The 22,553-nt window shown below is 61.4% G+C and carries 18 protein-coding genes; 7 read left to right on the top strand and 11 right to left on the bottom strand.

The genetic code is table 11. The features are described 5' to 3' along the window. Window positions 1-31 precede the first annotated feature (31 nt). The 7 genes from LC094_RS19095 to LC094_RS19065 all read right to left on the bottom strand — a co-directional run bounded on the left by LC094_RS19095 (window position 32) and on the right by LC094_RS19065 (window position 9,701). Window positions 32-1,531 (bottom strand): FGGY-family carbohydrate kinase, encoded by a 1,500-nt coding sequence (locus LC094_RS19095; RefSeq protein ID WP_226554391.1) that lies wholly within the window; start codon window positions 1,529-1,531, stop codon window positions 32-34. Beyond that, window positions 1,528-3,246: a glycerol-3-phosphate dehydrogenase/oxidase gene (locus LC094_RS19090; protein WP_226554390.1), complete on the bottom strand. Its 1,719-nt coding sequence runs from the start codon at window positions 3,244-3,246 to the stop codon at window positions 1,528-1,530. The genes LC094_RS19095 and LC094_RS19090 overlap by 4 nt, the downstream gene beginning before the upstream one ends. Beyond that, on the bottom strand, window positions 3,243-4,214 hold the full coding sequence (locus LC094_RS19085; protein ID WP_226554389.1) for a sugar-binding transcriptional regulator: 972 nt from the start codon (window positions 4,212-4,214) through the stop codon (window positions 3,243-3,245). Before LC094_RS19085 ends, LC094_RS19090 begins: the two co-directional genes overlap by 4 nt. 3 nt (window positions 4,215-4,217) lie before the next feature. Next, window positions 4,218-5,219 carry an ABC transporter permease gene (locus LC094_RS19080; RefSeq protein WP_226554388.1) on the bottom strand — a complete coding sequence of 334 codons (1,002 nt, stop codon included), beginning with the start codon at window positions 5,217-5,219 and terminating at the stop codon, window positions 4,218-4,220. Continuing rightward, window positions 5,216-6,712 (bottom strand): sugar ABC transporter ATP-binding protein, encoded by a 1,497-nt coding sequence (locus LC094_RS19075; protein ID WP_226554387.1) that lies wholly within the window; start codon window positions 6,710-6,712, stop codon window positions 5,216-5,218. The genes LC094_RS19080 and LC094_RS19075 overlap by 4 nt, the downstream gene beginning before the upstream one ends. Window positions 6,713-6,823: 111 nt before the next feature. Then, complete coding sequence (locus tag LC094_RS19070) at window positions 6,824-7,867, bottom strand: substrate-binding domain-containing protein (protein WP_226554386.1); 1,044 nt, start codon at window positions 7,865-7,867, stop codon at window positions 6,824-6,826. Between the two features lie 289 nt (window positions 7,868-8,156). Beyond that, a complete protein-coding gene (locus LC094_RS19065) occupies window positions 8,157-9,701 on the bottom strand; it encodes an amidase (RefSeq protein WP_226554385.1) in 1,545 nt (514 codons plus the stop codon). Between the two features lie 477 nt (window positions 9,702-10,178). Between LC094_RS19065 and LC094_RS19060 the strand changes: the two genes are divergently transcribed. The 7 genes from LC094_RS19060 (at window position 10,179) to urtE (ending at window position 17,044) form a co-directional block, all read left to right on the top strand. Further along, the gene (locus tag LC094_RS19060) at window positions 10,179-11,330 is read left to right on the top strand and encodes a transporter substrate-binding domain-containing protein (RefSeq protein ID WP_226554480.1); all 1,152 of its coding nucleotides are present in this window, start codon (window positions 10,179-10,181) and stop codon (window positions 11,328-11,330) included. A gap of 10 nt (window positions 11,331-11,340) precedes the next feature. Beyond that, window positions 11,341-11,982, top strand: a complete 642-nt coding sequence (locus LC094_RS19055; protein WP_219785808.1) for an ANTAR domain-containing response regulator — start codon at window positions 11,341-11,343, stop codon at window positions 11,980-11,982. Between the two features lie 260 nt (window positions 11,983-12,242). Further along, a complete protein-coding gene (locus LC094_RS19050; protein ID WP_226554384.1) occupies window positions 12,243-13,490 on the top strand; it encodes a transporter substrate-binding domain-containing protein in 1,248 nt (415 codons plus the stop codon). Between the two features lie 87 nt (window positions 13,491-13,577). Beyond that, the gene (gene urtB, locus LC094_RS19045) at window positions 13,578-14,471 is read left to right on the top strand and encodes an urea ABC transporter permease subunit UrtB (RefSeq protein ID WP_226554383.1); all 894 of its coding nucleotides are present in this window, start codon (window positions 13,578-13,580) and stop codon (window positions 14,469-14,471) included. A 1-nt stretch (window position 14,472) separates the two neighbouring features. Further along, on the top strand, window positions 14,473-15,603 hold the full coding sequence (gene urtC, locus LC094_RS19040) for an urea ABC transporter permease subunit UrtC (protein ID WP_226554382.1): 1,131 nt from the start codon (window positions 14,473-14,475) through the stop codon (window positions 15,601-15,603). Beyond that, entirely contained in the window at window positions 15,600-16,349 is a 750-nt protein-coding gene (gene urtD, locus LC094_RS19035) for an urea ABC transporter ATP-binding protein UrtD (protein ID WP_226554381.1), read from the top strand. The genes urtC and urtD overlap by 4 nt, the downstream gene beginning before the upstream one ends. After that, complete coding sequence (gene urtE, locus LC094_RS19030) at window positions 16,349-17,044, top strand: urea ABC transporter ATP-binding subunit UrtE (protein WP_226554380.1); 696 nt, start codon at window positions 16,349-16,351, stop codon at window positions 17,042-17,044. Before urtD ends, urtE begins: the two co-directional genes overlap by 1 nt. Window positions 17,045-17,286: 242 nt before the next feature. Here urtE and LC094_RS19025 read toward each other — a convergent pair whose 3' ends face one another. From LC094_RS19025 to LC094_RS19010, 4 genes are read right to left on the bottom strand one after another with little or no spacing between them, the layout of a single operon-like run. Further along, window positions 17,287-18,738 (bottom strand): FAD-binding oxidoreductase, encoded by a 1,452-nt coding sequence (locus tag LC094_RS19025; RefSeq protein ID WP_226554379.1) that lies wholly within the window; start codon window positions 18,736-18,738, stop codon window positions 17,287-17,289. 39 nt (window positions 18,739-18,777) lie between these two features. Then, window positions 18,778-20,148 (bottom strand): MmgE/PrpD family protein, encoded by a 1,371-nt coding sequence (locus tag LC094_RS19020; RefSeq protein WP_226554378.1) that lies wholly within the window; start codon window positions 20,146-20,148, stop codon window positions 18,778-18,780. Next, on the bottom strand, window positions 20,145-21,005 hold the full coding sequence (gene sseA, locus LC094_RS19015) for a 3-mercaptopyruvate sulfurtransferase (RefSeq protein ID WP_226554377.1): 861 nt from the start codon (window positions 21,003-21,005) through the stop codon (window positions 20,145-20,147). The genes LC094_RS19020 and sseA overlap by 4 nt, the downstream gene beginning before the upstream one ends. A 33-nt stretch (window positions 21,006-21,038) precedes the next feature. Continuing rightward, window positions 21,039-22,547, bottom strand: a complete 1,509-nt coding sequence (locus LC094_RS19010) for a tripartite tricarboxylate transporter permease (RefSeq protein WP_226554376.1) — start codon at window positions 22,545-22,547, stop codon at window positions 21,039-21,041. Window positions 22,548-22,553: the final 6 nt, after the last annotated feature.

Below are 22,553 nucleotides of genomic sequence, written 5' to 3'. Positions count from 1 at the left end.
GTGATGTCCTTTTCTGTTTCTGTATAGGGTCTTAGTCGTGCCCTTTGGACGGCGTCCAAGCCGTCATCAGGGCGTCGCGATAGGCGCACCAGCGCCGGTATCTGTCGTCAAGCTGGGCTTGTGCGACGGGGTCGGGCGTGATTTCGGAGGTGTGATGCGCCATGACGCGCGTTGCCGCGTCGAAGCTCTCGAACACGCCGGCCCCCACGGCGGCGGCAATGGCCGCGCCCCGTGCGCCGGTCTCGGTGCAATCGGACAAGCGCAGGGTCATCCCCAGAGCATCTGCAAATATCTGGGCCCAGAGCTTTGATTTCGCCGCGCCACCCGACAGGGTGGCCGTGCGAAAGCGCCGGTTCGGATCGAGAATTTCAAAATGCGCACGATGGCCGAAGGCAACCCCCTCATAGAGTGCCCGCACAAGGTCGCCGCGCGAATGCCAGGCGCCCATTGCGCTGAACCCAGCGCGCGCGCCCGGGACCGGACCGGCATAGAGAAAGGGATGGAACACCGGCAGATCGCGCTCTGGATCGGCCTCGGCGGCCAATCGGTTGCACAGCGCGAAAGGGTCCTCACCGGTCGCCTGCGCCTCATCTTTCAGGAATGTTTGCACAAACCACTCAAGATTTGCCGCCGAGGTCGGAGAACATTCGCAACTGACCCAGGTGTCCCGGCCCAAGACGCTTGCAAGGAGCGCGCGGGGATGATCCGGGAGCTTTCGTGTGAAAACTTGATTGATGGACCAGCTTCCCGCCACAATCGACGCTTCGCCCGCCTGCGATGTCCCCGCGCCCAAAGTCGAGGCCAAGACGTCGAACAGACCGGCGGCCACCGGCGTGCCTTCGGCAAGCCCCGTCGCCTCAGCGGCCGTGCCGGACACGTGACCGACCACCGCGTCGCTTTGCGCGGGGTCAGGAAGGAGATGCCGCAAGGTCTCGATGCCATAGAGACGCAAGAGGGCGTCGTCGTATTGCAAGGCGGGGAGGGCGAGGAGACCGGCCCCGGCCAAATCCGAAATATCCGATCCCATGCGCCCGGTCAGCCCGTGCACGATCACATCCTTGCACAGGACCGCCCGATGCGCGCGGGCTAAAAGGTCGGGCTTATTCTCGAGCAGCCAGCGCAAGAGCACCGGGGTCATCGCAGGCCAGGGGCGCGACTGGGCGCGGCTCAGGATGTCTTCGCCATGCGCGGCGGCGATCTGGCTTGCCAAGGCCTCGGCCCGGTTGTCCATCGACTGTATGCCGATCAGCCCGCGACCGGCATCATCCATCAGGTAAAGCCCGTTGCCATGACCCGCTGCCCCGATCGCAAGCACCTCTGCCCCGCTCAGGCCCGACTGCGCAAGACAATCGCGTATCGCGCCCGAGGCCGCGTCCCATAGCCCTTCGGGGCTACGTTCGACAAACCCCGGCTCCGGTTGCAGGGTTTCGGAGCCGCGCGACGCGACCGCACACATCTGGCCCGTCGCATCGAACAGCGCAGCCTTGACCATGGTGTTGCCTGCGTCCACGCCGATGAAATACCCCGTCATTGTGCCGCGACCTCCTTATTGCTGTGCAGGCCGATCCGCGTGGCATCGGCGCCGTGCTTGCTCACCAACAGGTTGCGAAACTCCTCCAGATGCGTCGTGCGCTCTGCATCCGTCCAGCCTTTGACATGCGCGAGCCGATCCGCGAGCGTCTCAAGTGCTGCGGCATCAAGCGCGCCCGCCAGCGCCAAGACGGTTCGGCGCAGCGCCAGATCGGACAGGGTTTCCACCTGCTCATGCGCAATCAGGTACTCAATCTCTGCATCCGAATACCCGGGCAGCCCGGGCAGCATCTCTTCGCCTGCGAAGGTCTTCGCCAGCGCCTCCGCAAGCGTGCCGTAGCGATGGAGCAAGTCCTCCACACGGCCCTCAGACAGGCCAGAGCGCCCGGCAACGTCAGCGCACCAGCGTGCCGGGTCTTCGGGAAATGTCGCGCCCCCGCCGATGGGACGCTCTTGTGTGCCGGAGGTGCGGCTCATGCCGAGGCGCGCCATGGCTTCATCTGCGGCCAATTCACCGAAGGCGCGGAAGGTGGTCCACTTGCCGCCGATCATGCTCAGGATCGGCACGTCGCCCTCGGTCCAGCGGTTGAAATGTCCGCGCGGAATCTGGCCAGTGGTGCCCGCCCCGCTGATCGGCAAGGGGCGTACCCCGGCAAACACATGGAGGACCTGTTCGGGCCGCACCGTCATCCCCGGCAGGACCCAGGACAGACCTTCCAAAATATAGGCCTGTTCATCGGCCTCGCAGCGCACCGCGTCTGGATCGGGGACCTTAATGTCGGTCGAGCCGATCAGAACCCGCCCATGCAGGCAGAACATGATACAAATCCGCCCGTCGATATTCTCGTAATAGACCATGTCGTCCCCGAGCATGTCCCGCAATTCGGGATGATCGAGCACCAGATGGGCCCCCTTTGTGCCCTGCACCATGTCGCTTTGCACCCCGGCGCGGGCGTTCGTCCGGTCAATCCAGGCGCCGGTCGCATTGATGACAATCTCAGGACGCAAGGCGATCTCGCGCCCGTCGAGGCCATCGCGCAGCGTGACTTCCGCGCCTATCTCGGTCACCTCGAGATAGTTGAGCGCAACGGCATGCGCTCCGGTGCGGGCAACGTCCTCAAACATCTCTGTCACGATGCGTTCCGGGTGGCTGACCTGACCGTCGTAATAGGTGGCGGCACAGCGCACCTCGGGGCGGAAGGGAAAGCGCGCCTTTGCGTTCCGTCCCGACCAAAAGGCATGTTTCGGCAAGCCGCCCTTGCCACGGGTGTAGATGTCGTAAAAGGACAGGCCTAATTTCAAGGGCAAAGCACCGCGCCGCGACGGCGCCTGTGACAATCCGAGGAATTTCAGCGGCGCATTCAATGTGCCCGAGGCCCAGCTGTCGATCGGCACGACGGTGCGCAGAGGGCGGACGAGATGCGGGGCATTCTTCAAGAGGCGATTGCGCTCATCGAGAGCTTCGCGGACCAGATCGAATTCGCCATTCTCGAGATAGCGCAGCCCACCGTGGACCATGCGCGACAGGGCGGAGGACGCCCCCGCACAGAAATCCGATTTTTCCGCCAGCATGACGGAGACCCCATTGAGCGCCAGTTCGCGGTAGACCGCTGCGCCGTTGATGCCGCCGCCGATCACCAACACCTTGGGCGTGGCGCCGTGCATGGCATCCAGCCGTGCGGAACGGGTCGTGGGGGGAACGATAGAGAGGGTCATGAGAGCTCCTTGAGGCGCGCCAGCACAGAGCGGGCGGTGGCTTCATCGGTGACAAGTGTGTTGATGTAGCCGCCGCGCACCACGGCACAGATGGCTTCGGCCTTTTCCTGTCCGGCTGCGACGCCGATGCTGATCGGCACTTTAGCCAAATCGGACGGTGAGATGGCAACAACCAGCCGGTTGCGCACGTAGTCGGTCACAGCCCCCTGCGGGTCGAGAACATGCGCCATCAGCTCCGCGACAGCGCCAGAGGCGTAGAGCTCTTTTTCCTCGGCGGGCACGTCGCGATGCAGATCGAAATAAGAGGTCGCCTTTTCGCGCAAGCCGCCGATGCCAACGAGCGCAATATCCGCGGCGCGGGCCGCTTCCATGACGCGGGACACTGTTTTCATGCCGGTGATCATGGCGTGTTGTTCCTCAGTCTCCGCGAACATCGGCGAGAGCATCTGCATGGCCTCGCCGCCAAAGGCGCGCGCCAGAGTTGCGGCGGCGTGGTTCACATCCGTGTAATGTTTACCCTGCACGAGCCCGGTTGCCGGGACGACCTTCATGCCTGCCAGAGGCGTCACATGGCGCAGCCCGGCCACACAGGCGCTGACGCCTTTGCCGCCCGTCAAACACAGGGTCATATCCGGTTTGAGCTTGCTCGCAAGGAGCTCTCCTGCGACGGCCCCAACCCGCGCCAGCACGGCTTCGGGATTGTCGGAGGTGGTCGGCTCGATCACCACTTCAAGCAGCCCCGAAATCTCGGCAAGCTCGTGTTCGAGCTCGAGGTGATCCTGAAAGGGAGAGCGGATCGAGATCTCGACCATTCCCATATCATGACCCGCCTTGATCATACGGTTCACCGTGGAGTGACTTTGCCCCATGCGTTCGGCGATCTGAGCCTGCGTCAGCTTGTCGACGTAGTGCAGCGTCAACGCGGTGAAGATGCGCCGAACCTGTGCGAGATCCTGAGGGTGATCCATGGCTCAGCCCCGTTTGCCGCGCTTGTTCATGAGGTGGTCGAAACTGACCGCCGCAAGCAGGATGAAGCCCTTGATCATGTCCTGCATGTAGACACTGACATCGAGCAGGATGAGCGAAGATGTCACCAGCGACAGAAGCGCCACGCCGAGCACAGCCCCGAAAATGGACCCTTGCCCGCCTTTGAGCGACGCGCCCCCGATCACCGCCGCTGCGATGACGTTGAGTTCCATTCCGACGCCGAATTGCGGTGTTGCGGACCCGAAGCGGGCCATAAAGATCACCCCCGCGAGGCCGGTCAGGGTCGAACAGAGCACGGTCACCCAAAAGATCACACGTTTGGTGCGGATGCCGGAATATTCGGCGGCTTTTTCGTTGGAGCCGGTGTAGAAAATCGTCCGGAACCGCGCGGAACGGCGCAGGAGAAAGTCAAAGCTGACGGCCAGAACGACGAAGATCACCACAACGACGGGCAGACCGCCAAGGCTTCCCTGGCCGACGAATTTGAACTCGGGCGGGAGGCTGAACAGCGAAAGCGGCGTGCCTTTGGTGATGAGCAGGCATAGCCCGCGCACGATCACCATGGCCGCGAGCGACGCGATGAAATGCGACAACCCGATGCGGACCACAAAGAGGCCCATCGCCGCGCCCACCGCCGCAGCCGCGCCCACGCCCGCCGCCGAGGCCAGCCAGGGATCGACGCCCATCAGAAACAGCTTGCCTGCAACGACCATCGCAAGACAGACCACCGAACCGACCGACAGATCGAGCCCGCCGACGATCAACAAAACCGTCATGCCGATCACGACGATGCCTTCGACCGAGAAGCTCAGAAAGATGGTCCGAAAGTTCGACCATGTGAGAAAATAGGGGCTGGCGAAACTCATCACCACGCAGAGGCAGAGGATGATGCACAAAAGCCCCATCTCGCGCATGCCAGCGAGTCTGCGCAGGACGCCGGGGGTGCGGGTTTCGGTCATTCCGCCGGAAAGGCTGGTCTCGCTCATGCTGCGTCTCCTTGACTGTGCAGTCCCGAGGCGAGATGGATGATCGCCTCTTCGGTCATCTCTGCGGCGTTCAGTTCGCCGCTCATTTTGCCCTCATGCAGGACAACGATCCGGTCGCTGAGACCGATGAGTTCTGGTAATTCGGACGAGATCACGACGACGCCGACGCCTTGGTCGCAAAGCTCGCGCAGGATGGCGTGAATCTCGGATTTCGCGCCCACATCGACGCCGCGCGTCGGTTCGTCGAGAAACACCACACGCGGGTTGACCGAGAGCATCCGTGCCAGCGCGACCTTTTGTTGATTGCCGCCCGACAGGGTGCTTGGCGGGTCTTCGGGTTTGCCGGCCTTAAGACGCAGGCGACGCCCCAGCTGCTCGGCCTGTTTGGTTTCGGCGGCACGGTTGACCAGCCCCCGTTTGGTGACCTGGCTCAGTCGCAGGGACGAAATGTTCTGGGAAATCGGCAGATCGAGAAAGAGCCCCTCGACTTTGCGATCCTCGGAGACATACACCATCCCGTGGTCCAGAGCGGCGGAAAAATCGGGGATGCTCACCGGTTCCCCCATCAGGCGCAGGGTCTTCGAACTGTGCCGCAGACCACAGATCGCCTTGGCAAGCTCGGACCGGCCAGCCCCCATGAGACCTCCAATCCCGAGAATCTCCCCTTCGCGCAGGGTCAGTGAGACGCCTTTCAAATGGGAACAGGTCACGTTCTCGACCTCCAAAAGCGGGCGGCCCGGCGGCTGTGTCGCCTTGTCGGGATAGAGATGCGAAATTTCGCGCCCGACCATGTTGTTCACCACTTCTTCGGGTGTCGTTTCGGGAATGTTCAGGCGTGTGACGTATTCACCGTCTCGAAACACCGTGACGCGGTCGCAGTGTTCGAAAATTTCAGCCATGCGGTGGGAAATGTGAATAATGCCCAGACCGCGCTGTCGCAGGCGGTGCACGATACGGAACAGTTTTTCCGTTTCGCTCTCGGTCAGCGCGGAGGTGGGTTCGTCGAGAATAAGAATACGCGCATCCAATGTCAGCGCCTTGGCGATCTCGACAAGCTGCTGGTTGGAAATGCTCAGGTCGCCGACTTTGATGGCCGGATCGATGTCACAGAGCTCCGCGAGAACCGTCTTGGCCTTGCGTTCGAGCGCGGCGAAGTTCATCAAGCCGCGCTGCATCGCGGTGGCGCTCATGAAAATGTTCTCGGCCACGCTGACATCGGGACAAAGTGCAATCTCCTGATGCACGAAACCGATGCCCAAGGCCTGAGCCTCAAGCGGGGAACGGATGCGACGGGGCTCGCCATCGATGCGGATCTCGCCCCGGTCCGGTTGCAAGATGCCGTCGACGATTTTCATCGTCGTGGATTTGCCCGCGCCGTTCTCCCCCGCGAGAGCATGGATTTCGCCTGCACGCAGCTCGAAGGAGACGTCGCGAAGGGCTTTCACGGGGCCAAAACTTTTGGCGATATTGCTGAGTTGTAAAAGGGGCGGCATGGCGGCCTCCGGGATAGGCGAGCGAAATATGCGGGGAGACCGACGGATCGGGGGGAGCCGATCCGTCGGAAGGATCGCGCCGGTCTGTGGCGGCGCGGTTTTGATCGAGGGTTAGCCCTCGATGCCGCGGGTGCCGCGTTTCTTGAGATACTTGTCCCAATAGAAACTGTCGGCGTTCTCCTGCGTCACGACCGAATAGCCGTTGTCGAGCACCGGGATGCCCATCGGATTGAAGCCCGCCTCGGCATGATCGTTCATCGGATCAATCAGCTCCGGGTGGTTCGCCAGCCACAACAGCAGGAAGCCGTAGTAGCCCTGTGTCCCTTGGTTGGGGTTGATCGCGCCGAACATCTCGCCTGCCTTGATCATGTCGAGCACGCTGGCATTCACGTCCACCGAGATCACGCGGATGTCGCCACCGGCCTCCTTGGCCGCCTGCGCCGCGCCCATGGCCGAGGAGGCTTCGGGCATAAAGACTGCGCCCAGCTCCGGGTTCGCCTGAGCCAGAGAGAGCACCGCCTGATAGGCTTTGTTCGGGTCTTGCCCCGTCGAGGCGCGACCTACGAGTTCCATATCGGGGTAGTTGTCTTCCATTTCCTGGATAAAGGCAGCAACGCGGCGGTCGTGGTTGTCCTGTCCGGGGTTCTCCAGCACGGCGTATTGACCGGACCCGCCCATGTCCTCAGCGATCTCTTGCGCGGCCACACGTCCCTCACGGGCGTTGTCGGAGGTCACGTAGGAAACCCGTTTGGAATTGGGGCTGTCGGCGGCAAAGGTCACGACGGCTGTGCCCTGATCTGTCGCGCGATTGATCGGCTCGACAAAGGGGTCGGGGTTCATCGGATGCAACAAGATACCAGCCGGCTGTTTGGCCAAGGCTTGTTCAAAACTGGCGATCTGTTTGTTGACGTCATATTCCGGCGTGCCGGTGTAATCCGCCTCACAGCCGAATTGGTGCGCGGCCTGTTTAAACATCTCGTAGACGGGGAACCAGTACTCCACGCCGGAGACCATTACGTTCATCACGTAGGTCTCGCCCGGCTCACAGCGGAATGGGCTTTCCTCCCAGGGGGTATCGGCGTCCTGGGCCGTGGCGGTCGATGCTGCGGCCACGACTAGAGATGCGGCTGCCGCCGCAAGGTATTTGATCTTCATCGGATGTCCTCCCTAAGCCGGTTCGCATTCTCCTCAAGCGAGTTCCGGCGTTTCGTGCCGTTAGCATGCGGGTCGGGAGGCGTGCCTGTCAATAAATCCTAGACGATGAAATTTATTTCACACCGCTGCGCTGCGGCGGACAGAGGCTTTGTCTTTTCGACCCCCTTGGCGGGCAGTCTGAGAACGCTCTGAAAGCTCAATTTGTCATCCGTGAACAGAGCAACAGGCCACCTCAAGCTCGGCCAAAGAACAGGCCAGCTTGAGGTGTTTTTGCGTGTGGAAGGCGACTTTAAAGAGCGGGTTTCCGGTGTTTGGTGGTCTGCTCGTAAGCATAGGCACATTGGATCAAAAGCGCCTCAGACCATTGTTTCCCAAGGAAAATGAGCTCGAATGGGGCGCCGGAGGCGTAATAGCCTGCCGGGACTGTCACGCCGGGAATGCCCGCAATGTTGAGTTCCCCCACCGTGGTCTCAAGGATGGCCTCTCCCGAGTGCAGCCCCGGCAGTTCCTGAAGCATCTGTGGATAGACAAGCCCGTCCAGATCATGACGCGCAAAGACCTCGTCCAACAGCGCCAGATACGCCGCTTTGAGCTTGGTGAACTCGGGCAGAGCAGGCGGGGTTTCCGGCGATTTGATCGCTTCGCGGAAATCTTCCAACTCGTAGAGATAGCCAAGGATCGCACCTTTCTCGAAAGGGTCTTCCGAGACCGTCGCGGCCACAAATTCGTCCCACGTCTTGAGGGCCGCATCCGGCCCGAGGCGGCGCAGGTACATCGTCATGTCATAGGCGATGGACTCGAGGCCGCGCCCGTCAAAGAACGGCGTGCCCGGCGTGACTTGGCGCAGGCTGGAAAATTCCGTCCCGGCAAAGGGGTCTTCAACCAGAATGGCCCCTGCCGCCTCCAATTCCGATTTCGCGCGGGCATAAAGCGCGGCGGCCTCAGGTGAAAGCTGGTTCGGACGCCAGCCCGGGCCATAAAGACCGAGACGTTTGCCTTTCAGCCCCTCTTTCGACAGGCCGTCCGCGTAGCTCGCCGGGATTTTCCCGACAGAGGCCAGCGTTTTGGGGTCTTCGGTTGTGAACCCCGCAAGGGCGTCGAGGCAAAGCGCTGCGTCTTCGACGGTGCGGGCAATCGGGCCGACGACATCGCGGTTGCCGGACAGCGGAACCACACCGGCATTCGGCACGAGGCCAATGGTCGGTTTGATGCCCACAAGGCCCTGCGCGGAGGCCGGATTCTGGATCGACCCGCCGGTTTCTTCGGCCAGGCCGACGACGGCCATATGTGTCGCGACGGCGGCGGCAGTCCCCGCGCTCGACCCGCCGGGGGCGCGGTCTTCGATGGCGGGGTTGATGGTCGGGCCAGCCCAGCTGTCATTGGCGTGGGTGCCGGTCCAGCTCAGGATCGGCACATTGGTTTTCCCTAGGATGACCGCATCCGCCGCGCGCATCCGCGCGACCACCGGGCTGTCACGCTCGGGCATCAGATCGACGCCGCCCGAGGCCGCATGAAGCAACCGCCACCCGGCGGTCGAGGGAAAGCCCTTCATGTCCATCGGATCTTTGACGACAATGGGCACACCGGCCAGAGGGCCAAGCTCTTCTCCGGCCGCAAGACGCCGGTCGATGTCTTTTGCGGTCTCCAACGCCGCCTCGTTTTCAAAGATCACCGCATTGTATGTGCCATTCACCGCTTTTATCTGTGCGATTGCGGCTTTGGTCAGGGCTTCGGCGCTGTAACGGCCGCTCTGGAGGCCCTCTTGAATGTCGCGAATCGTCAGCTCGCCCAACGCTTGCGCGGTCAGATCGAGTGTCTCTTTGGTCGTCGTCATAACGGTCCTTTCCCGGCGCCAGGCACAGCGCCGCCATGGCCCGGCCAATGGAGACCGGACAGCATAAATACGAGAGATCGTCATGCGACATGCCGGCAACCGTGCAGGTCACCCAAAGGGGTCGAACGACAATCGAAGTGAGAGAGTCTGACGGCATTGTCAGTATGAGGAAATCATCTGGAAGGCATGATTTCCCTTTGAGACCAAGGGTCTAGGTGGTGTTCGGTGGCCTGACGCAGAGGGGCAGGGGACCGATGATGTCTTTGATCCTGATATCTTGTCGCGGTCTGGTCAAGATCGAAAATGTCCTGTGATGACGGGAGGCGCACCACATGCGATCTTTTAAAAATCGCCGTTTGACATTCGATCTGAATTCGATTTGTCTGAGGGCTATTCAACCTTGAGCAGGGCGGCTCTCTTTCCAGACGCGTTTCTGGATAGGGCCGCTTTTTGTTTTTTGTGGGGGTCAATTTGACGATGGAAAATGTCTGGCCGATTGGCGTCGTGATGTCCGAAACGGGGGTCACGGGGACGGTCGAGAAAACGCAGGTCATGGCGGTGAAGCTGGCTGTGGAGGAAGTGAATGCGGAGGGCGGTGTCCTTGGCAAACCGCTTTTGCCGCTGTTTCGCGACCCGGCATCGAGGCCGCGCAACTATCGTGACATGACCCACGAATTGTGCCGGGACCACGGGGTGCGGGTGATCTTTGGCGGGCATATGTCGAGCACGCGCAAAGCGATGCTGCCGATGATCGAATCCCAGAATGCGCTGATGTTCTACCCGACGCTCTACGAGGGCTTCGAATATTCGCGCCATTGCATTTACACCGGCGCGGCCCCGAACCAGAACTCCGTGCCTTTGGTCGATTACTTGCTGGAAACCTGCGGCAAACGCATCTTTCTGGTCGGGTCGGATTACGTCTACCCCTATGAATCCAACCGCATCGTCGCCGATCTGTTTCGCTCGAAAGGCGGGCGGGTTCTCGATGAGATTTTCGTGCCGCTCGATCTGCGCGACGAGGACATCAAACCGATCCTCAACCGGATTTATGAAACCCAGCCCGACATGATCTATTCGACCATCGTGGGCGATGGCATCGTCAAATTTTATGAGGCCTTCAAAGCGGCGGGGTTCGACCCGGAAACCATGCCCATCGCCTCGCAGTCCACGTCTGAGGTCGATGTCATGCGCATGAAACCCGGCACTGCGGAGGGGCATATCATCGCCGCGCCTTTCTTCGACAGCTTACAGGTGCCGTCCGCCTTGGGGTTCATCAAGGCGTTTCACGAGGTCTCTGGCGGGCTGCCCGCAACGGCCCCCGCAGAAGCGGCCTATTACTCGGTCCATCTGTTCGCCAAAGCCTTGGCTCTGGCCGGGGAAGATCACATCGACCGGCTTTTGCCCGCGCTCTACGAGGTCGAAGTCGATGCCCCCCAAGGCCCGGTGCGGATCGATCGTTTGACCAATCACACACATCTCTGGCCGCGCGTTGCCCGCATTCGGGAAAATAGCCCGTACCAAATCGTCAATAGCCCGTCACGCCGTGTCGCGCCCGATCCCTACCTCGTCGATGTGATTGGCGCCTCCGACGACGAAGTGGCCGATCTGATGTCTCTGGTCGGCAATTAAGGGGAAAACGATGTCTTACGCTTTTCTCAAAGAGCTTCGCAATCTTTCGGTGGTCGTGTTGCACCCGATGGACGAAGAGGGGATCGCCCTCACGGATCACCTGCGCCGCATTGGGTGTTCGCCGCAACTGATCTGGCCGGTGCCGGATAAATTGCCCGCGCGCACCGATATTCTGATCCTGTCCATCGAAGGGCATGAGCACAAAGAGCTGCGCAATTTCGTGCGTTCGATCCCGAACCCGAGCCCGACCATTCTGGCGATTGTCAGCTATGAAAACCCGGCGACCTTGCAACTGGTTTTGGAAAGCGGCGCGATGGCGGTTCTGGGGCGTCCGATCAAACCTTTCGGGCTTTTGGCCAACCTCGCGATTGCCCGAAATGCATGGAAGCGCACCCAAGATCTGGCGCGCGATGCCCGTCGTTACAAACGCAAGGTCAAGGGCGATCAGCTCGTTCTTCGGGCGAAATCGATTCTCATGGCGGAGCTCAAACTGCGCGAAGATGAGGCCCATCGCGAGCTTCGCGCGCGGGCGATGCGGCAACGTGTGGCCATCGAAGTGCTCGCCAAGGAATTCGTAGAGGCCTATGACGCGCGGGAAGCCGGAAAAGCCGCCAAAAGCGATGAAAATATCAGCAAACGGCGAACAGAATAGCACTTGTCAGCGCGTTCAACGTCGCGCTAGTCTCTCCTCACACAAGGGATGATCCCCAGATTTCTGGCCATCTCCCTGATCGGTTCACGCCGATAGACCCATAGGCAAAGACGCCCGTTTTGATCCCTTTCGGATCATGCGGGCGTTTTGCATTCGACAATGTCGTCGACGCATTTTTTCATTTGTAACAAAGGCTTGTTGTGTCTGGGGTCAAGGCCCCAGCGGGCTGAATGTTGCATCCGTCAACAGGGAAAACACACATGAACATGAAACGTCGTCAGTTCCTCTCCACCGCCGCCTTGGCCACCGGAACGCTCGCCATGCCGGGCTATCTGCGCAGCGCTTTCGCCGAAGGAGACGCGATCAAGGTCGGGGCGCTCTATTCGCAGACCGGCGGGCTGTCGGTGGTCGAAAAGATGCTCGCCTCCGCCGTGCAAATGGCCGCCTCAGAAATCAATGCCGCCGGTGGCGTGATGGGCCGCCCGATCGAAGTGGTGACCGAAGACGGTGCCTCCGATCCGAAAACCTATGCCGAAAAGGCGCAAAAACTGGTGATCAAGGATCGTGTGTCCACGGTCTTCGGCTGTCACACCTCGGCGTCGCGCAAAGCCGTGCTGCCGATCTTTGAACGCCGCAACGCCATGCTGTTCTATCAAACCCATTACGAGGGCTTCGAATGCTCGCCGAATGTGGTCTACTCCGGCGCCGTGCCGAACCAGCAGCTCGGCAATTACATCCCGTGGATCATCGAAAAACTCGGCAAGAAGAAATTCTTCATCGTCGGGTCGAACTACGTCTATCCGCGCGAGATGGCGAAAGTCTCCAAAGGTCTCATTGAGGCGGGCGGTGCCGAATGGGTGGCCGACGAATATCTCGAACTGGGTCATTCCGAATGGGCCGTCATGGTCAACAAGATCAAGGAATCGGGCGCCGATGTCGTGCTGTCCAATGTCGTGGGCGACTCGATCATTTCCTTCTACCGCGAGTTCATCAACCAGGGTCTGAGCCACGAAGACATCCCGATCTGCGCGACCGTGACCTCCGAGATCGAGATCGCCGCCATGGGGCCGGAATATGCGGCGGGCTCTTACACCTCTTTCCCCTACTTCATGTCGCTTGAGACCGAGGCCAACAAAAGCTTCATCGAACGCTATCGTGCCTTTGTGGGCGATCCGGCGGCGACCACCTATCACTCGCTCGAAGCCGCATATTTCCAGGTCTTCCTGTGGAAACAGGCCATCGAGGCCTCGCAGGACACCACCGCCGAAGCGATCCGCGAAGGTGTGCGCGGCCAGACCTATGCGGCCCCCGGCGGCGATGTGAAAGTCGACGAAGACAATCTGCACTGCTGGCTCACGCCGCGCATCGGGCAATGGACCGCAGACGGCCAATCGCAAATCGTCGACGAGTATCCCGAGCCGATCAAGCCGCTGCCCTACGCCGCCTATGGTGAGGCCGCCGACAACCTGTTCTGCACGGCGCAAGGGCTCGACAGTTCCAAGCTGTAAGCCGCGAAACCTGTTCCCCTGTCCCGCGGGCGTCCGCGTCCGCGGGGTTAATATGACAAAAGAAACTTCGACAAGGAGACGGAAGTCGTGTTTGACGTCCTCTTTATCGGGCTCAGCCTCAGTTCGATCCTTCTCCTCGTCGCGCTCGGTCTGGCTGTGACCTATGGCGCGATGGGGATTATCAATATGGCGCATGGCGAAATGGTCATGCTGGGGGCCTATGTCTCCGTTCTGGCCAATATCTGGCTTGGGGCCAATCTTCTGGTCGCCATCCCCATCGCCTTTGTGGTCACGGCGCTCATCGGTCTGGTGATCGAACGCCTTGTGGTGCGGCGGCTTTACGGGCGGTTGCTCGATACGCTTCTGGCCACTTGGGGCATTGCGATCATCCTGCAACAGGCGATCCGCCTCGAATTCGGCCTGAGCTTTTTTGGAATTCACGTCAAAGGATTGGGCTCTGGTCTGCAAAACGTCCCTGTGCCGCAGGCGTTGCAAGGCACGGTGTCGATCTTGGGACAAGACCTGAACGCCTACCGAATTTTCATCGTCGCGATGACGCTGGTGCTGGCCGTCGCCACTTGGGCGGTGATGTATCGGACATCTTTGGGCATGAAAGTCCGCGCGATCATTCGCAATCCGGGCATGGCCGCCGCCTGTGGCATCGACGTCAAACGCACGAATGCGATCACTTTCGCGCTGGGCTCGGGCCTTGCGGGCGTCGCGGGCGTCTTGATGGCAGGCTTCAAAACCGTGGCCCCCGACATGGGCGCGACCATGGTTGTGGACGGCTTTATGGTGGTGGTCACCGGCGGCGTCGGAAGCCTCTTTGGCACCATCGCGGCCTCGGGTCTCTTGGGCGAATTCAACGCGCTTGTCGCGATGGTCTCCAACGACATCATCGGGCGAGCTGCGGTCTTTGCCGTGGTGATCTGCGTCATCCTGATCAAGCCTGCCGGGCTCTTCACATTCAAAGGGCGCTGATATGAAAACGCTTTTCTCTTCCTATCGTGTCTGGGCCTATCTGGCCTTTGCGATTGTCATTCTCGCGCTGCCTCTGATCGGGGACGAATTCTGGCTCAACCGGGTCGCGAAATACCTCTGTTACGGCATGTTGGGCGCGGCTGTCGCGCTCACTTGGGGCTATGCGGGTATTCTGAACCTCGGGCAGGGGCTTTTCTTCGGCATCGGCGCCTATGCCATGGCGATGTCGCTCAAGCTCAAAAGCTACACCTCGATGCAGCAAGGGTCCGAGACGCCTGTGCCGGATTTCATGCTCTGGAACGCCGAACCCGGTGCGCCGACCGATCTGTGTTGCATCACGCCCGGCTCGTGGCTTTGGATTCCGTTTCAATCGCAATGGGTTGGCCTGATCGTGGCCGTCGTGCTTCCTGCGGTGTTTGCCTATATCATGGGGCGCATCATCTTTGGTCAGCGCATTTCGGGCGTGTTCGTCTCGATCATCACGCTGGCGCTGGTGCTTTTGACGCGGCTTATCGTGACGGACGCCCAGCCTCTCACGAACGGCTTTAATGGTCTGACGGATCTGGGTTGGTTCACCGTTTTTGGCGTCGAACTCGATCCCTATAGCAAGGTGACCTATATGGTCGTCGCCGTGGCTCTGATCATCGTTCTGGCGCTCACCCGTTTGCTGGTCGCCACACGCGCGGGCACCATTCTTCAGGCCACCCGGGACAGCGACACGCGCGCGCTCTATCTGGGCTATGACGTGCCGGCCTATCAGAGCTTTTTCTTCGCCGTCTCGGCCGGGATTTCCGGGCTTGCGGGCATGCTTTACGTGATTGTGGCGGAATTCGCCTCGCCTTCGTTCCTTGAGTTGTCCTTCTCCGTGACCATGGTCGTCTGGGCCGCTGTCGGCGGGCGGGGGTCGATCCTCGGGGCCTGTATCGGGGCCATCCTGATCAACATGCTCGAAGCGCGGGTCTCCGAGACCGAAAGCCTTGTCGAAGCGTGGAAACTGATCATCGGTTTCGTCTTTGTGATCGTCGTCATCTACCTGCCGAAAGGCCTCTCCGGGCTGGCGCATGATCTCATGTCCAAACTGCAAAGCGCGCCCAAACTGTCGCCCGTTCAGAAAGAGGAGGCACACCAATGAGTGCCGTTGCATTGGAGCTGGACGGCTTGGCCGTCGATTTTTCGGGGTTCCGGGCGGTGGACGGCGTGTCCATGGCGGTGGCCCATGGCGAGTTGCGTGTCCTTTTGGGGGCGAATGGCGCCGGGAAGACCACGTTGATGGACCTGATTTCCGGCAAGACCAAATCCACCGAAGGCCGCGTCTATGTCCATGGCCGTGACGTGACCAATCAGCGCGAGCATAAAATCGCCCGCGCCGGTGTGGGGCGCAAGTTCCAGATTCCATCGGTGTTTTCGGGCCTGACCGTGCGCCAGAACCTCGAAGTGGCGCAATCCGGGCAACCGGGCGTGTTCGCCAACCTCAAAATGCGGTTGGACACGGAGGCGCAAGAGCGCCTTGACGAGACGCTCGATCTCATTGGCCTGACGGAGGAGGCGGAGACAGAAGCGGGCGTGCTCAGCCATGGGCAAACCCAATGGCTCGAACTTGGGATGTTGATGATCCAGAACGCGTCGGTGATTTTGCTCGATGAGCCGACGGCGGGGATGACGGCGGGCGAGACCGCGAAAACGGCGGAGATCATCAACCGCCTCAAGGGTAAACACACGCTTTTGGTCGTCGAACACGACATGGCCTTCGTGCGCGACATCGCCGAACGCATCACCGTGTTGCACCTCGGCAAGGTTCTGGCCGAAGGCAATGTGGCCTTCATCGAAAACCATCCCGACGTCAAAGCCGCCTATCTCGGAAAACAGGGGATTTCCTGATGCTCGATCTGATCAATCTCGAAAGCTACTATGGCCGCTCAAAGGCGCTCAATGGCATCACCCTGTCGATCCCCAAAGGCGAGATCACCGGCATCGCCGGGCGCAATGGCACAGGCAAGACAACGCTCTTGAAAACCATCATGGGGCTGACGGATGACAGCTCCGGCCAAATCCGCCTGTCCGACAAGGACTTGATCACCTGCCCGACGCATGAGCGCGCGCTCTCTGGCATCGCCTATGTGCCGCAGGGGCGTGGGATCATCCCCGAATTCACCGTGCGCGAAAATATCCTCATGGGGGCCTTCGCCAACCGGGCCGGAAAACGCAGCATCCCCGAGATCGTGCCGGAGCTTTTTCCCTATCTTGCCGACAATATGTCCCGTCCCGGTGGTGTTCTCTCCGGTGGGCAACAGCAACAGCTCGCCATCGCACGGGCCTTGGCGGCGGAGCCGGATGTGGTGTTGCTCGATGAGCCGAACGAGGGCATTCAGCCGTCGATCGTCGAGGAAATCGAAGCCGTCATTTTGCGGATGAAGGATGATCTCGGCCTGACCGTTGTGTTGGTCGAACAGAACATCGGCTTTTTGCGCCGTGCGGCGAGTAGTTTCGCGATGCTGGAAAAAGGCCGGGTGGTCGAGGCAGGCAAGATCGACGCCCTGTCCGATGAAATGGTCGAACGCCATATGACCATTTAAAGCGTTTCTCAAAAAACTTGAGGCGCTCAATCTGTTTCAGATTAAACGAAAACCGCTTTCGTCCGAAAGGACCCTGTCGCGGCGAGAAGACCGACCTTCCCGCCGCGACAAAATCGAGGCCCGGCGTCATCTGTGAACACGAAACCTGCCTCGCGCCAGCTAAAGCGCGCGTGCTGCGGGGGCAGGCGGCAGGTTGGGGGAAAGACCTGTCTTCAGGGGCAAGGATCGGCCAAGTGGTCTGTTCAACTCTGGGCCTTCCCCTTGCCAATAAATTTTCCCGGATTCATCAAGCCTGCCGGATCAAGGGCGGCTTTCAGGCGGTGATTGAGTTCGGTTTCGATCTCGGGGCGATAGGCCGAAATCTCATCTGCCTTCAGCAATCCGACCCCATGCTCCGCGGAAATCGAGCCGTTGAACGACATGGCAATCGGGTAGACGATCTCGTTGATCGGGTCCCAATGGGCGAGAAAGTCCTGTTTGTCCATCCCGTCGGGCTGGGTGAAGTTAAAGTGAACATTGCCATCCCCGACATGACCGAAGGCGCAAGGATGAATGCCGGGCATATAGTCTTCGACGGCCTGCGTCGCCTTGGCGATAAAGGCCGGAATGTCGCTGACAGGCACGGAAATGTCGTGTTTGATCGAGCCGCCCGCGCGTTTTTGCGCCTCGGGCGTGCGTTCCCTGAGCGCCCAGAGACGGTCGCGCTGATCAAGAGATTCCGCAACGACAGCGTCCGCGATCAAACCTCTTTCAAAGCCCTGCTCGAGAATGGTCTCGAAGACCTCGCGCAGATCGGAGCCTTCCCGCGAGGTGGACAGTTCCACGACGGCATACCACGGCGCGCGCTCGGAGAGCGGAAAGACGCCCCCGGCATGTTCGCAAACGATGCCACAGGCGAAATCCGAGAGGAGTTCAAAGGCCGTGACCTGATCACCGCTCAGACGACGGGCCAGCGACAAAAGCCCAAGGGCCGCATCGGGCGAGGGCAGGGCGCAAAACGCGGTCTGGACCTCTGCGGGCGCGGGGAAAAGTTTGAGAATGGCGGCGGTGACAAAGCCGACGCTGCCCTCACTGCCGATAAACAGGTGTTTGAGCGCGAAACCGGAATTGTCCTTGAGCAGAGGACGCATGCCGTTCCAGATGCGACCATCCGGCAACACCACCTCAAGCCCGAGGGTCAACTCGCGGGCATTGCCGTATTTCAGCACGCCAATTCCCCCCGCGTTGCTGGCGATATTCCCGCCAATCGTACAGCTGCCCTCCGCGCCAAGAGACAGGGGAAAGAGACAGCCCTCGGCGGCGGCCGCGTTTTGAATATCGGCGAGAATGGCCCCGGCTTCGACGGTCATCGTGTAGTTGATCGGATCGACGGCACGAATGCGATTCATCCGCGTCATCGACACCAAAACCTCGCCACCTTTTGCGACCGCGCCGCCGACGAGACCGGTGTTGCCGCCCTGTGGCACCATCGGCACCCCATGGGCATGACACAGACGCGCGGCAATCGACAGCTCCTCTGTCGTGGCGGGGGCCACGGCCAAAGTGGCGCTGCTCTCGAACAGGTCACGCTCTTCTGCAAGAAGCGCCGCGAGCCGGTCGGGATCGGTGATCACGGCAGCCTCAGGCAGGGCCGCGCGCAACGCGTCTTTCAATGTCTCGAATGTCTGCGGATCGATCTGGGGCAGGGCGGTCATCGGGGGATTCCTGTGGTTTATGTGGTCTTTGTGGCGCCGTCACCGGGCGGCATGAAGCGCATCGTGGAGGCTGTCGGCTGTCCAATCGGGCGCCAGGGCTACGAGGGCATCGGCCCATGCGATCAGGGCCTCTGGCCGTGTCTCCCAAGAGGTCAGCGCCAGAACATCCTGTGTCCTCTCGGTCATCGCATCATCGGTCCAAGGCGCCTCGGGATCACCGCGCCGAAAGCTGCGGCTGACGCTCTGCGGGCCGGACGGGGTCTCAAGACAAACCTCGGCGGGACGTTCCTTGGGGAAACGCGCGGTCATGGCGGCATCGGCGACAAGCGTGACGTCCTCGGCGCGGCGATGAATCTCCGGATCGGCCAAAAGCGCCTCCGTGAGACCCGCAAGGCTCGGCGGCTTGCCACAGAGCGTCGCGGCGATACAGAAGCTGGTGGAAAATTTCGCCTCGGCCACTGTGCTTGGAGCTGTGCGCCCGGCAATCGCGAGGGCGCTGTCCGGCAGGCGCACCGTGACGGGACCGCGTGCGGCAGCGTCTTTGGGGAACCGCTTGGCCAGATCGGCGGCACAATCGAGGGCGGAATGCATTTGGCCGCAGACCGGCCAGCCTTTGATGGTGACGGTATGGATCAGTGGCGTGCCGTTCGGAGTGAGCCATGCGGCCTCCGTGTCGGCGAGATGCCATGAAGCACGCATACCGCGCGGACCTTCGAGAATGCGCGGCGCACCGGGGAGGCCGGATTGCACCAGTTGCGCGGCCTGAAGCCCGTTGCGCACAGCCGTGGCGGCATGAAAGGCTTTGGACTCTGTGCAGTTGTCATCCAACAGCGCCCAGAGACCGGCGGCCTGTGTGCCGGCATGGCCAAAGGCGGACAGGGTCTGTTCCGGGGTGAACCCCAAGGCCCGCGCGGCGGCGGCGGCGGCCCCAAAACTGCCTGCGGTGGCGGTCGAATGATTGATCGCATAATGCGCGGCGCCGAGATGGGCGCTGACACGGATCACCGCCTCGTACCCCGCCACGATGGCGGCGCAAACGGTGGCGGGATCGAGGCGATGGACCTCGGCCAAGGCCATCACAGCGGGGAGCACCGTGATGCCGGGATGGTTGGTGGCGTCGCGATGGGCGTCATCGACCTCCCAGAGGTGGCTGAGCGCGGCATTGGTCATCGCCCCCGCCATCAGAGGGTGCCGCCCGGGCGTGCCGATCACGCGCAGCGGGCCTTGCTCTGCGGGGGAGAGAAAGGCGCTCTGATAGGCGGAGAACAACGGGTGCCCGGTGCCCGCCAACGCCGCCGATCCCCAATCGAGGACCGTGCTGCGCAGGCGGCTCGCCAGAGCAGCGTCCTCAGGATCTACAGTGTAGCCTGCGACGAACTCGGCGAGGGGGGCAAGTTCGGGCGCGCTCATGCGGCGCCCGTTGCGACGGGAAGCTCGGGGCGGCTGTCCTGACCCCATTCCGACCAAGAGCCGTCATAGACGGTGACCACCGGAAGCCCGGCGGATTCGGCGGCCAGCGCCAACACGGAGGCCGTGACGCCAGAGCCGCAGCTCGCGATGATCCGCCCCTGATCGGGCAGACCGGCGGCGGCCCAGATGCGGCGAATATCTTCGGCGTCGCGATATTGGCCGTCACTCAGAACCTGATCGAAGGGAATGTTGCGGGCGCCGGGCATATGGCCGGAGCGCAGGCCGGGGCGGGGCTCCGGCTGGCTGCCTTCGAACCGGGGCGCGCCTCGGGCGTCGACGATGGCGGTCGGCTGATCGGCCTGTCCGTTGACGACCTCAAGCACGTCTTCGGCGGAGGCGAGGCGCTCGGCTGCGGGGCGGGCGGTGAAATCACCCGGCGCCGCGGCGGTTTCGGGACCGGTCTCGATGGGGCCACCTGCGGCGGTCCATGCCGGAAAGCCACCGTTCAACACGCTGACGGCGTCATGACCCATGGCTTTGAACATCCACCACGCGCGCGGGGCCGCGAAAATCCCGGCGCCATCGTAGATCACGATCTGCGAGGTGGCAGAAATCCCGAGCGCGCGGGCGGCGGCCTCAAAGGCTTCGGGCGTGGGCATCATATGCGGCAGGTCGCTGCCGTGATCCTTGATCTTGCTGTCGAAATCGAACCGTTTGGCACCCGGAAGATGCGCGGTCTCGAAGTCGGCCTCGGGATCGCGGGGATCGGCGGGCATGTACCAGCTGGCGTCGAGAAGGATGAGGTCGGGATCGCCCAGACGGGCAATCAGGTCCTGAGGGGAAATGAGCGATGTCATTTAAAGAACTCCTTGGAACGTAAGTCTGTAAGATTAGGAGGGATCGATCGTGGTCTTGGCGCGGAAGCGGCCAAGGATCGGCGGCAACACGAGCGACAGCACAGCCACGAGCAAGATGGTGCCGGAAATCGGACGGGTCACGAAGGGCAGGACGGAGCCTTGTCCAAAGGCCAGAGCGAGGCTGAGCTGTTCTTCGGCCATGGGCCCCAGAATGAGGCCGAGGATGACGGGCAGAACGGGCACGCGTGCGATGTGCAGGAAGTAGCCCAAAAGCCCGAAGCCCAAGAAGCAGTAGACATCGAACATCCGGTTGTTGAGCGAATAGCACCCGACCGTGCAGAGGATGAGCAGCACCGGGATCACATATTGGCGCGGCACCGAAATCGCTTTCATCGTCAGTGGGATGAAGAAGTGATAGAGGACGGTACAGAAGGCGAAGGCCACGAAGAAGGCGATGAAGATCACCCAAATCAGATCGCCATGATCGCGGAACAACAGCGGGCCGGGGTCGATGCCATGCAGCATGAAGGCGCCCAGCATCATGAGCGTCGAGGCGTCGCCCGGAATGCCAAGCGTCAGCATCGGGATCAGCGCGCCGCCCATCGAGGCGTTGTTCGCGGCCTCCGGGGACATCACGCTTTCGGCCAATTCGCCTGTGCCGAATTTTTCGGGCGTTTTGCTGGCGCGTTTGGCCTGGCTATAGGCGACGATGTTGGAGAGGCCGGGGCCGACGCCGGGCAGAATGCCGATGATCACGCCGATGAAGCTCGACCGCAGCAAATCGCGCTTGTGGGACATCACCTCGCGGAAGGTGCCGAGGAAGGTGCGAAGCTGAAAGTCGATCTTGAGGACTTTGCCCTTTTGACCGATGTCATCCGTGTCGGCCAGCAATTGCGGGATCGCGAAGAGGCCGATCAGGGCGGGCAGTTCGTAAAAGCCGGATTCGAAGGCGGTGAAACCAAAGGTCAGACGCGTCTGCCCGGAGGCTTCGTCCAGGCCGACGAGGGCAAGGGCCAAACCGATGAAGGCCGCCATGAAGGCTTTGACGGCGCGCCCTTTCGAGGTCATCGCGGAGATGCAGAAAAAGGTGAATACGACCAGCGCGAAATATTCCCATGGCCCGAAGGACAGGGCCACTTTTGCCAGTAGCGGTGCGATCAACACGAGGGCAAGTCCCGACAGGGTGCCGCCGATCATCGAGGCATAGACCGCCAGTGCCAACGCCCGTGTCGCCTGTCCCTTGGCCGCCATGGGGTAGCCATCGAGGCAGGTGCCCGCAGAGGCGGGGGTGCCGGGGATGTTCAAAAGGATTGCGCCGACGAGACCGCCGGAAATCGCCCCGCAATAGACGCCCATAAGAAGCGGCAGCGCGAATTCGAGATCCATCGCATAGGTCAAAGGCACCATCAAAGCGATGGCCATGGTCGAGGTCAGACCGGGGATCGACCCGATCACAAGCCCGCCCGCGACACCGCACATGATCGCCAGCAAGGTCCAGGGTTGAAAAACGTGGGAGGCGCCCACGAGCATCAAGTCATACATTTCGGG

The sequence above is a fragment of the Celeribacter naphthalenivorans genome (assembly GCF_020524585.1).
GTDB lineage: Bacteria > Pseudomonadota > Alphaproteobacteria > Rhodobacterales > Rhodobacteraceae > Celeribacter > Celeribacter naphthalenivorans.
Note: the sequence above shows the minus strand (reverse complement) of the source record. Positions and strands in the feature narration are given on the sequence as shown.

Coding starts and splice junctions, on each gene's coding strand:
- LC094_RS19080 (WP_226554388.1), bottom strand. CDS start 5,219: ATGAGCGAGACCAGCCTTTCCGGCGGAATGACCGAAACCCGCACCCCC.
- urtC (WP_226554382.1), top strand. CDS start 14,473: ATGAAAACGCTTTTCTCTTCCTATCGTGTCTGGGCCTATCTGGCCTTT.
- urtD (WP_226554381.1), top strand. CDS start 15,600: ATGAGTGCCGTTGCATTGGAGCTGGACGGCTTGGCCGTCGATTTTTCG.
- LC094_RS19055 (WP_219785808.1), top strand. CDS start 11,341: ATGTCTTACGCTTTTCTCAAAGAGCTTCGCAATCTTTCGGTGGTCGTG.
- LC094_RS19085 (WP_226554389.1), bottom strand. CDS start 4,214: ATGGATCACCCTCAGGATCTCGCACAGGTTCGGCGCATCTTCACCGCG.
- LC094_RS19090 (WP_226554390.1), bottom strand. CDS start 3,246: ATGACCCTCTCTATCGTTCCCCCCACGACCCGTTCCGCACGGCTGGAT.
- LC094_RS19075 (WP_226554387.1), bottom strand. CDS start 6,712: ATGCCGCCCCTTTTACAACTCAGCAATATCGCCAAAAGTTTTGGCCCC.
- urtE (WP_226554380.1), top strand. CDS start 16,349: ATGCTCGATCTGATCAATCTCGAAAGCTACTATGGCCGCTCAAAGGCG.
- LC094_RS19020 (WP_226554378.1), bottom strand. CDS start 20,148: ATGAGCGCGCCCGAACTTGCCCCCCTCGCCGAGTTCGTCGCAGGCTAC.
- LC094_RS19025 (WP_226554379.1), bottom strand. CDS start 18,738: ATGACCGCCCTGCCCCAGATCGATCCGCAGACATTCGAGACATTGAAA.
- LC094_RS19010 (WP_226554376.1), bottom strand. CDS start 22,547: ATGTATGACTTGATGCTCGTGGGCGCCTCCCACGTTTTTCAACCCTGG.
- LC094_RS19060 (WP_226554480.1), top strand. CDS start 10,179: ATGGAAAATGTCTGGCCGATTGGCGTCGTGATGTCCGAAACGGGGGTC.
- LC094_RS19070 (WP_226554386.1), bottom strand. CDS start 7,867: ATGAAGATCAAATACCTTGCGGCGGCAGCCGCATCTCTAGTCGTGGCC.
- LC094_RS19065 (WP_226554385.1), bottom strand. CDS start 9,701: ATGACGACGACCAAAGAGACACTCGATCTGACCGCGCAAGCGTTGGGC.
- LC094_RS19095 (WP_226554391.1), bottom strand. CDS start 1,531: ATGACGGGGTATTTCATCGGCGTGGACGCAGGCAACACCATGGTCAAG.
- sseA (WP_226554377.1), bottom strand. CDS start 21,005: ATGACATCGCTCATTTCCCCTCAGGACCTGATTGCCCGTCTGGGCGAT.
- LC094_RS19050 (WP_226554384.1), top strand. CDS start 12,243: ATGAACATGAAACGTCGTCAGTTCCTCTCCACCGCCGCCTTGGCCACC.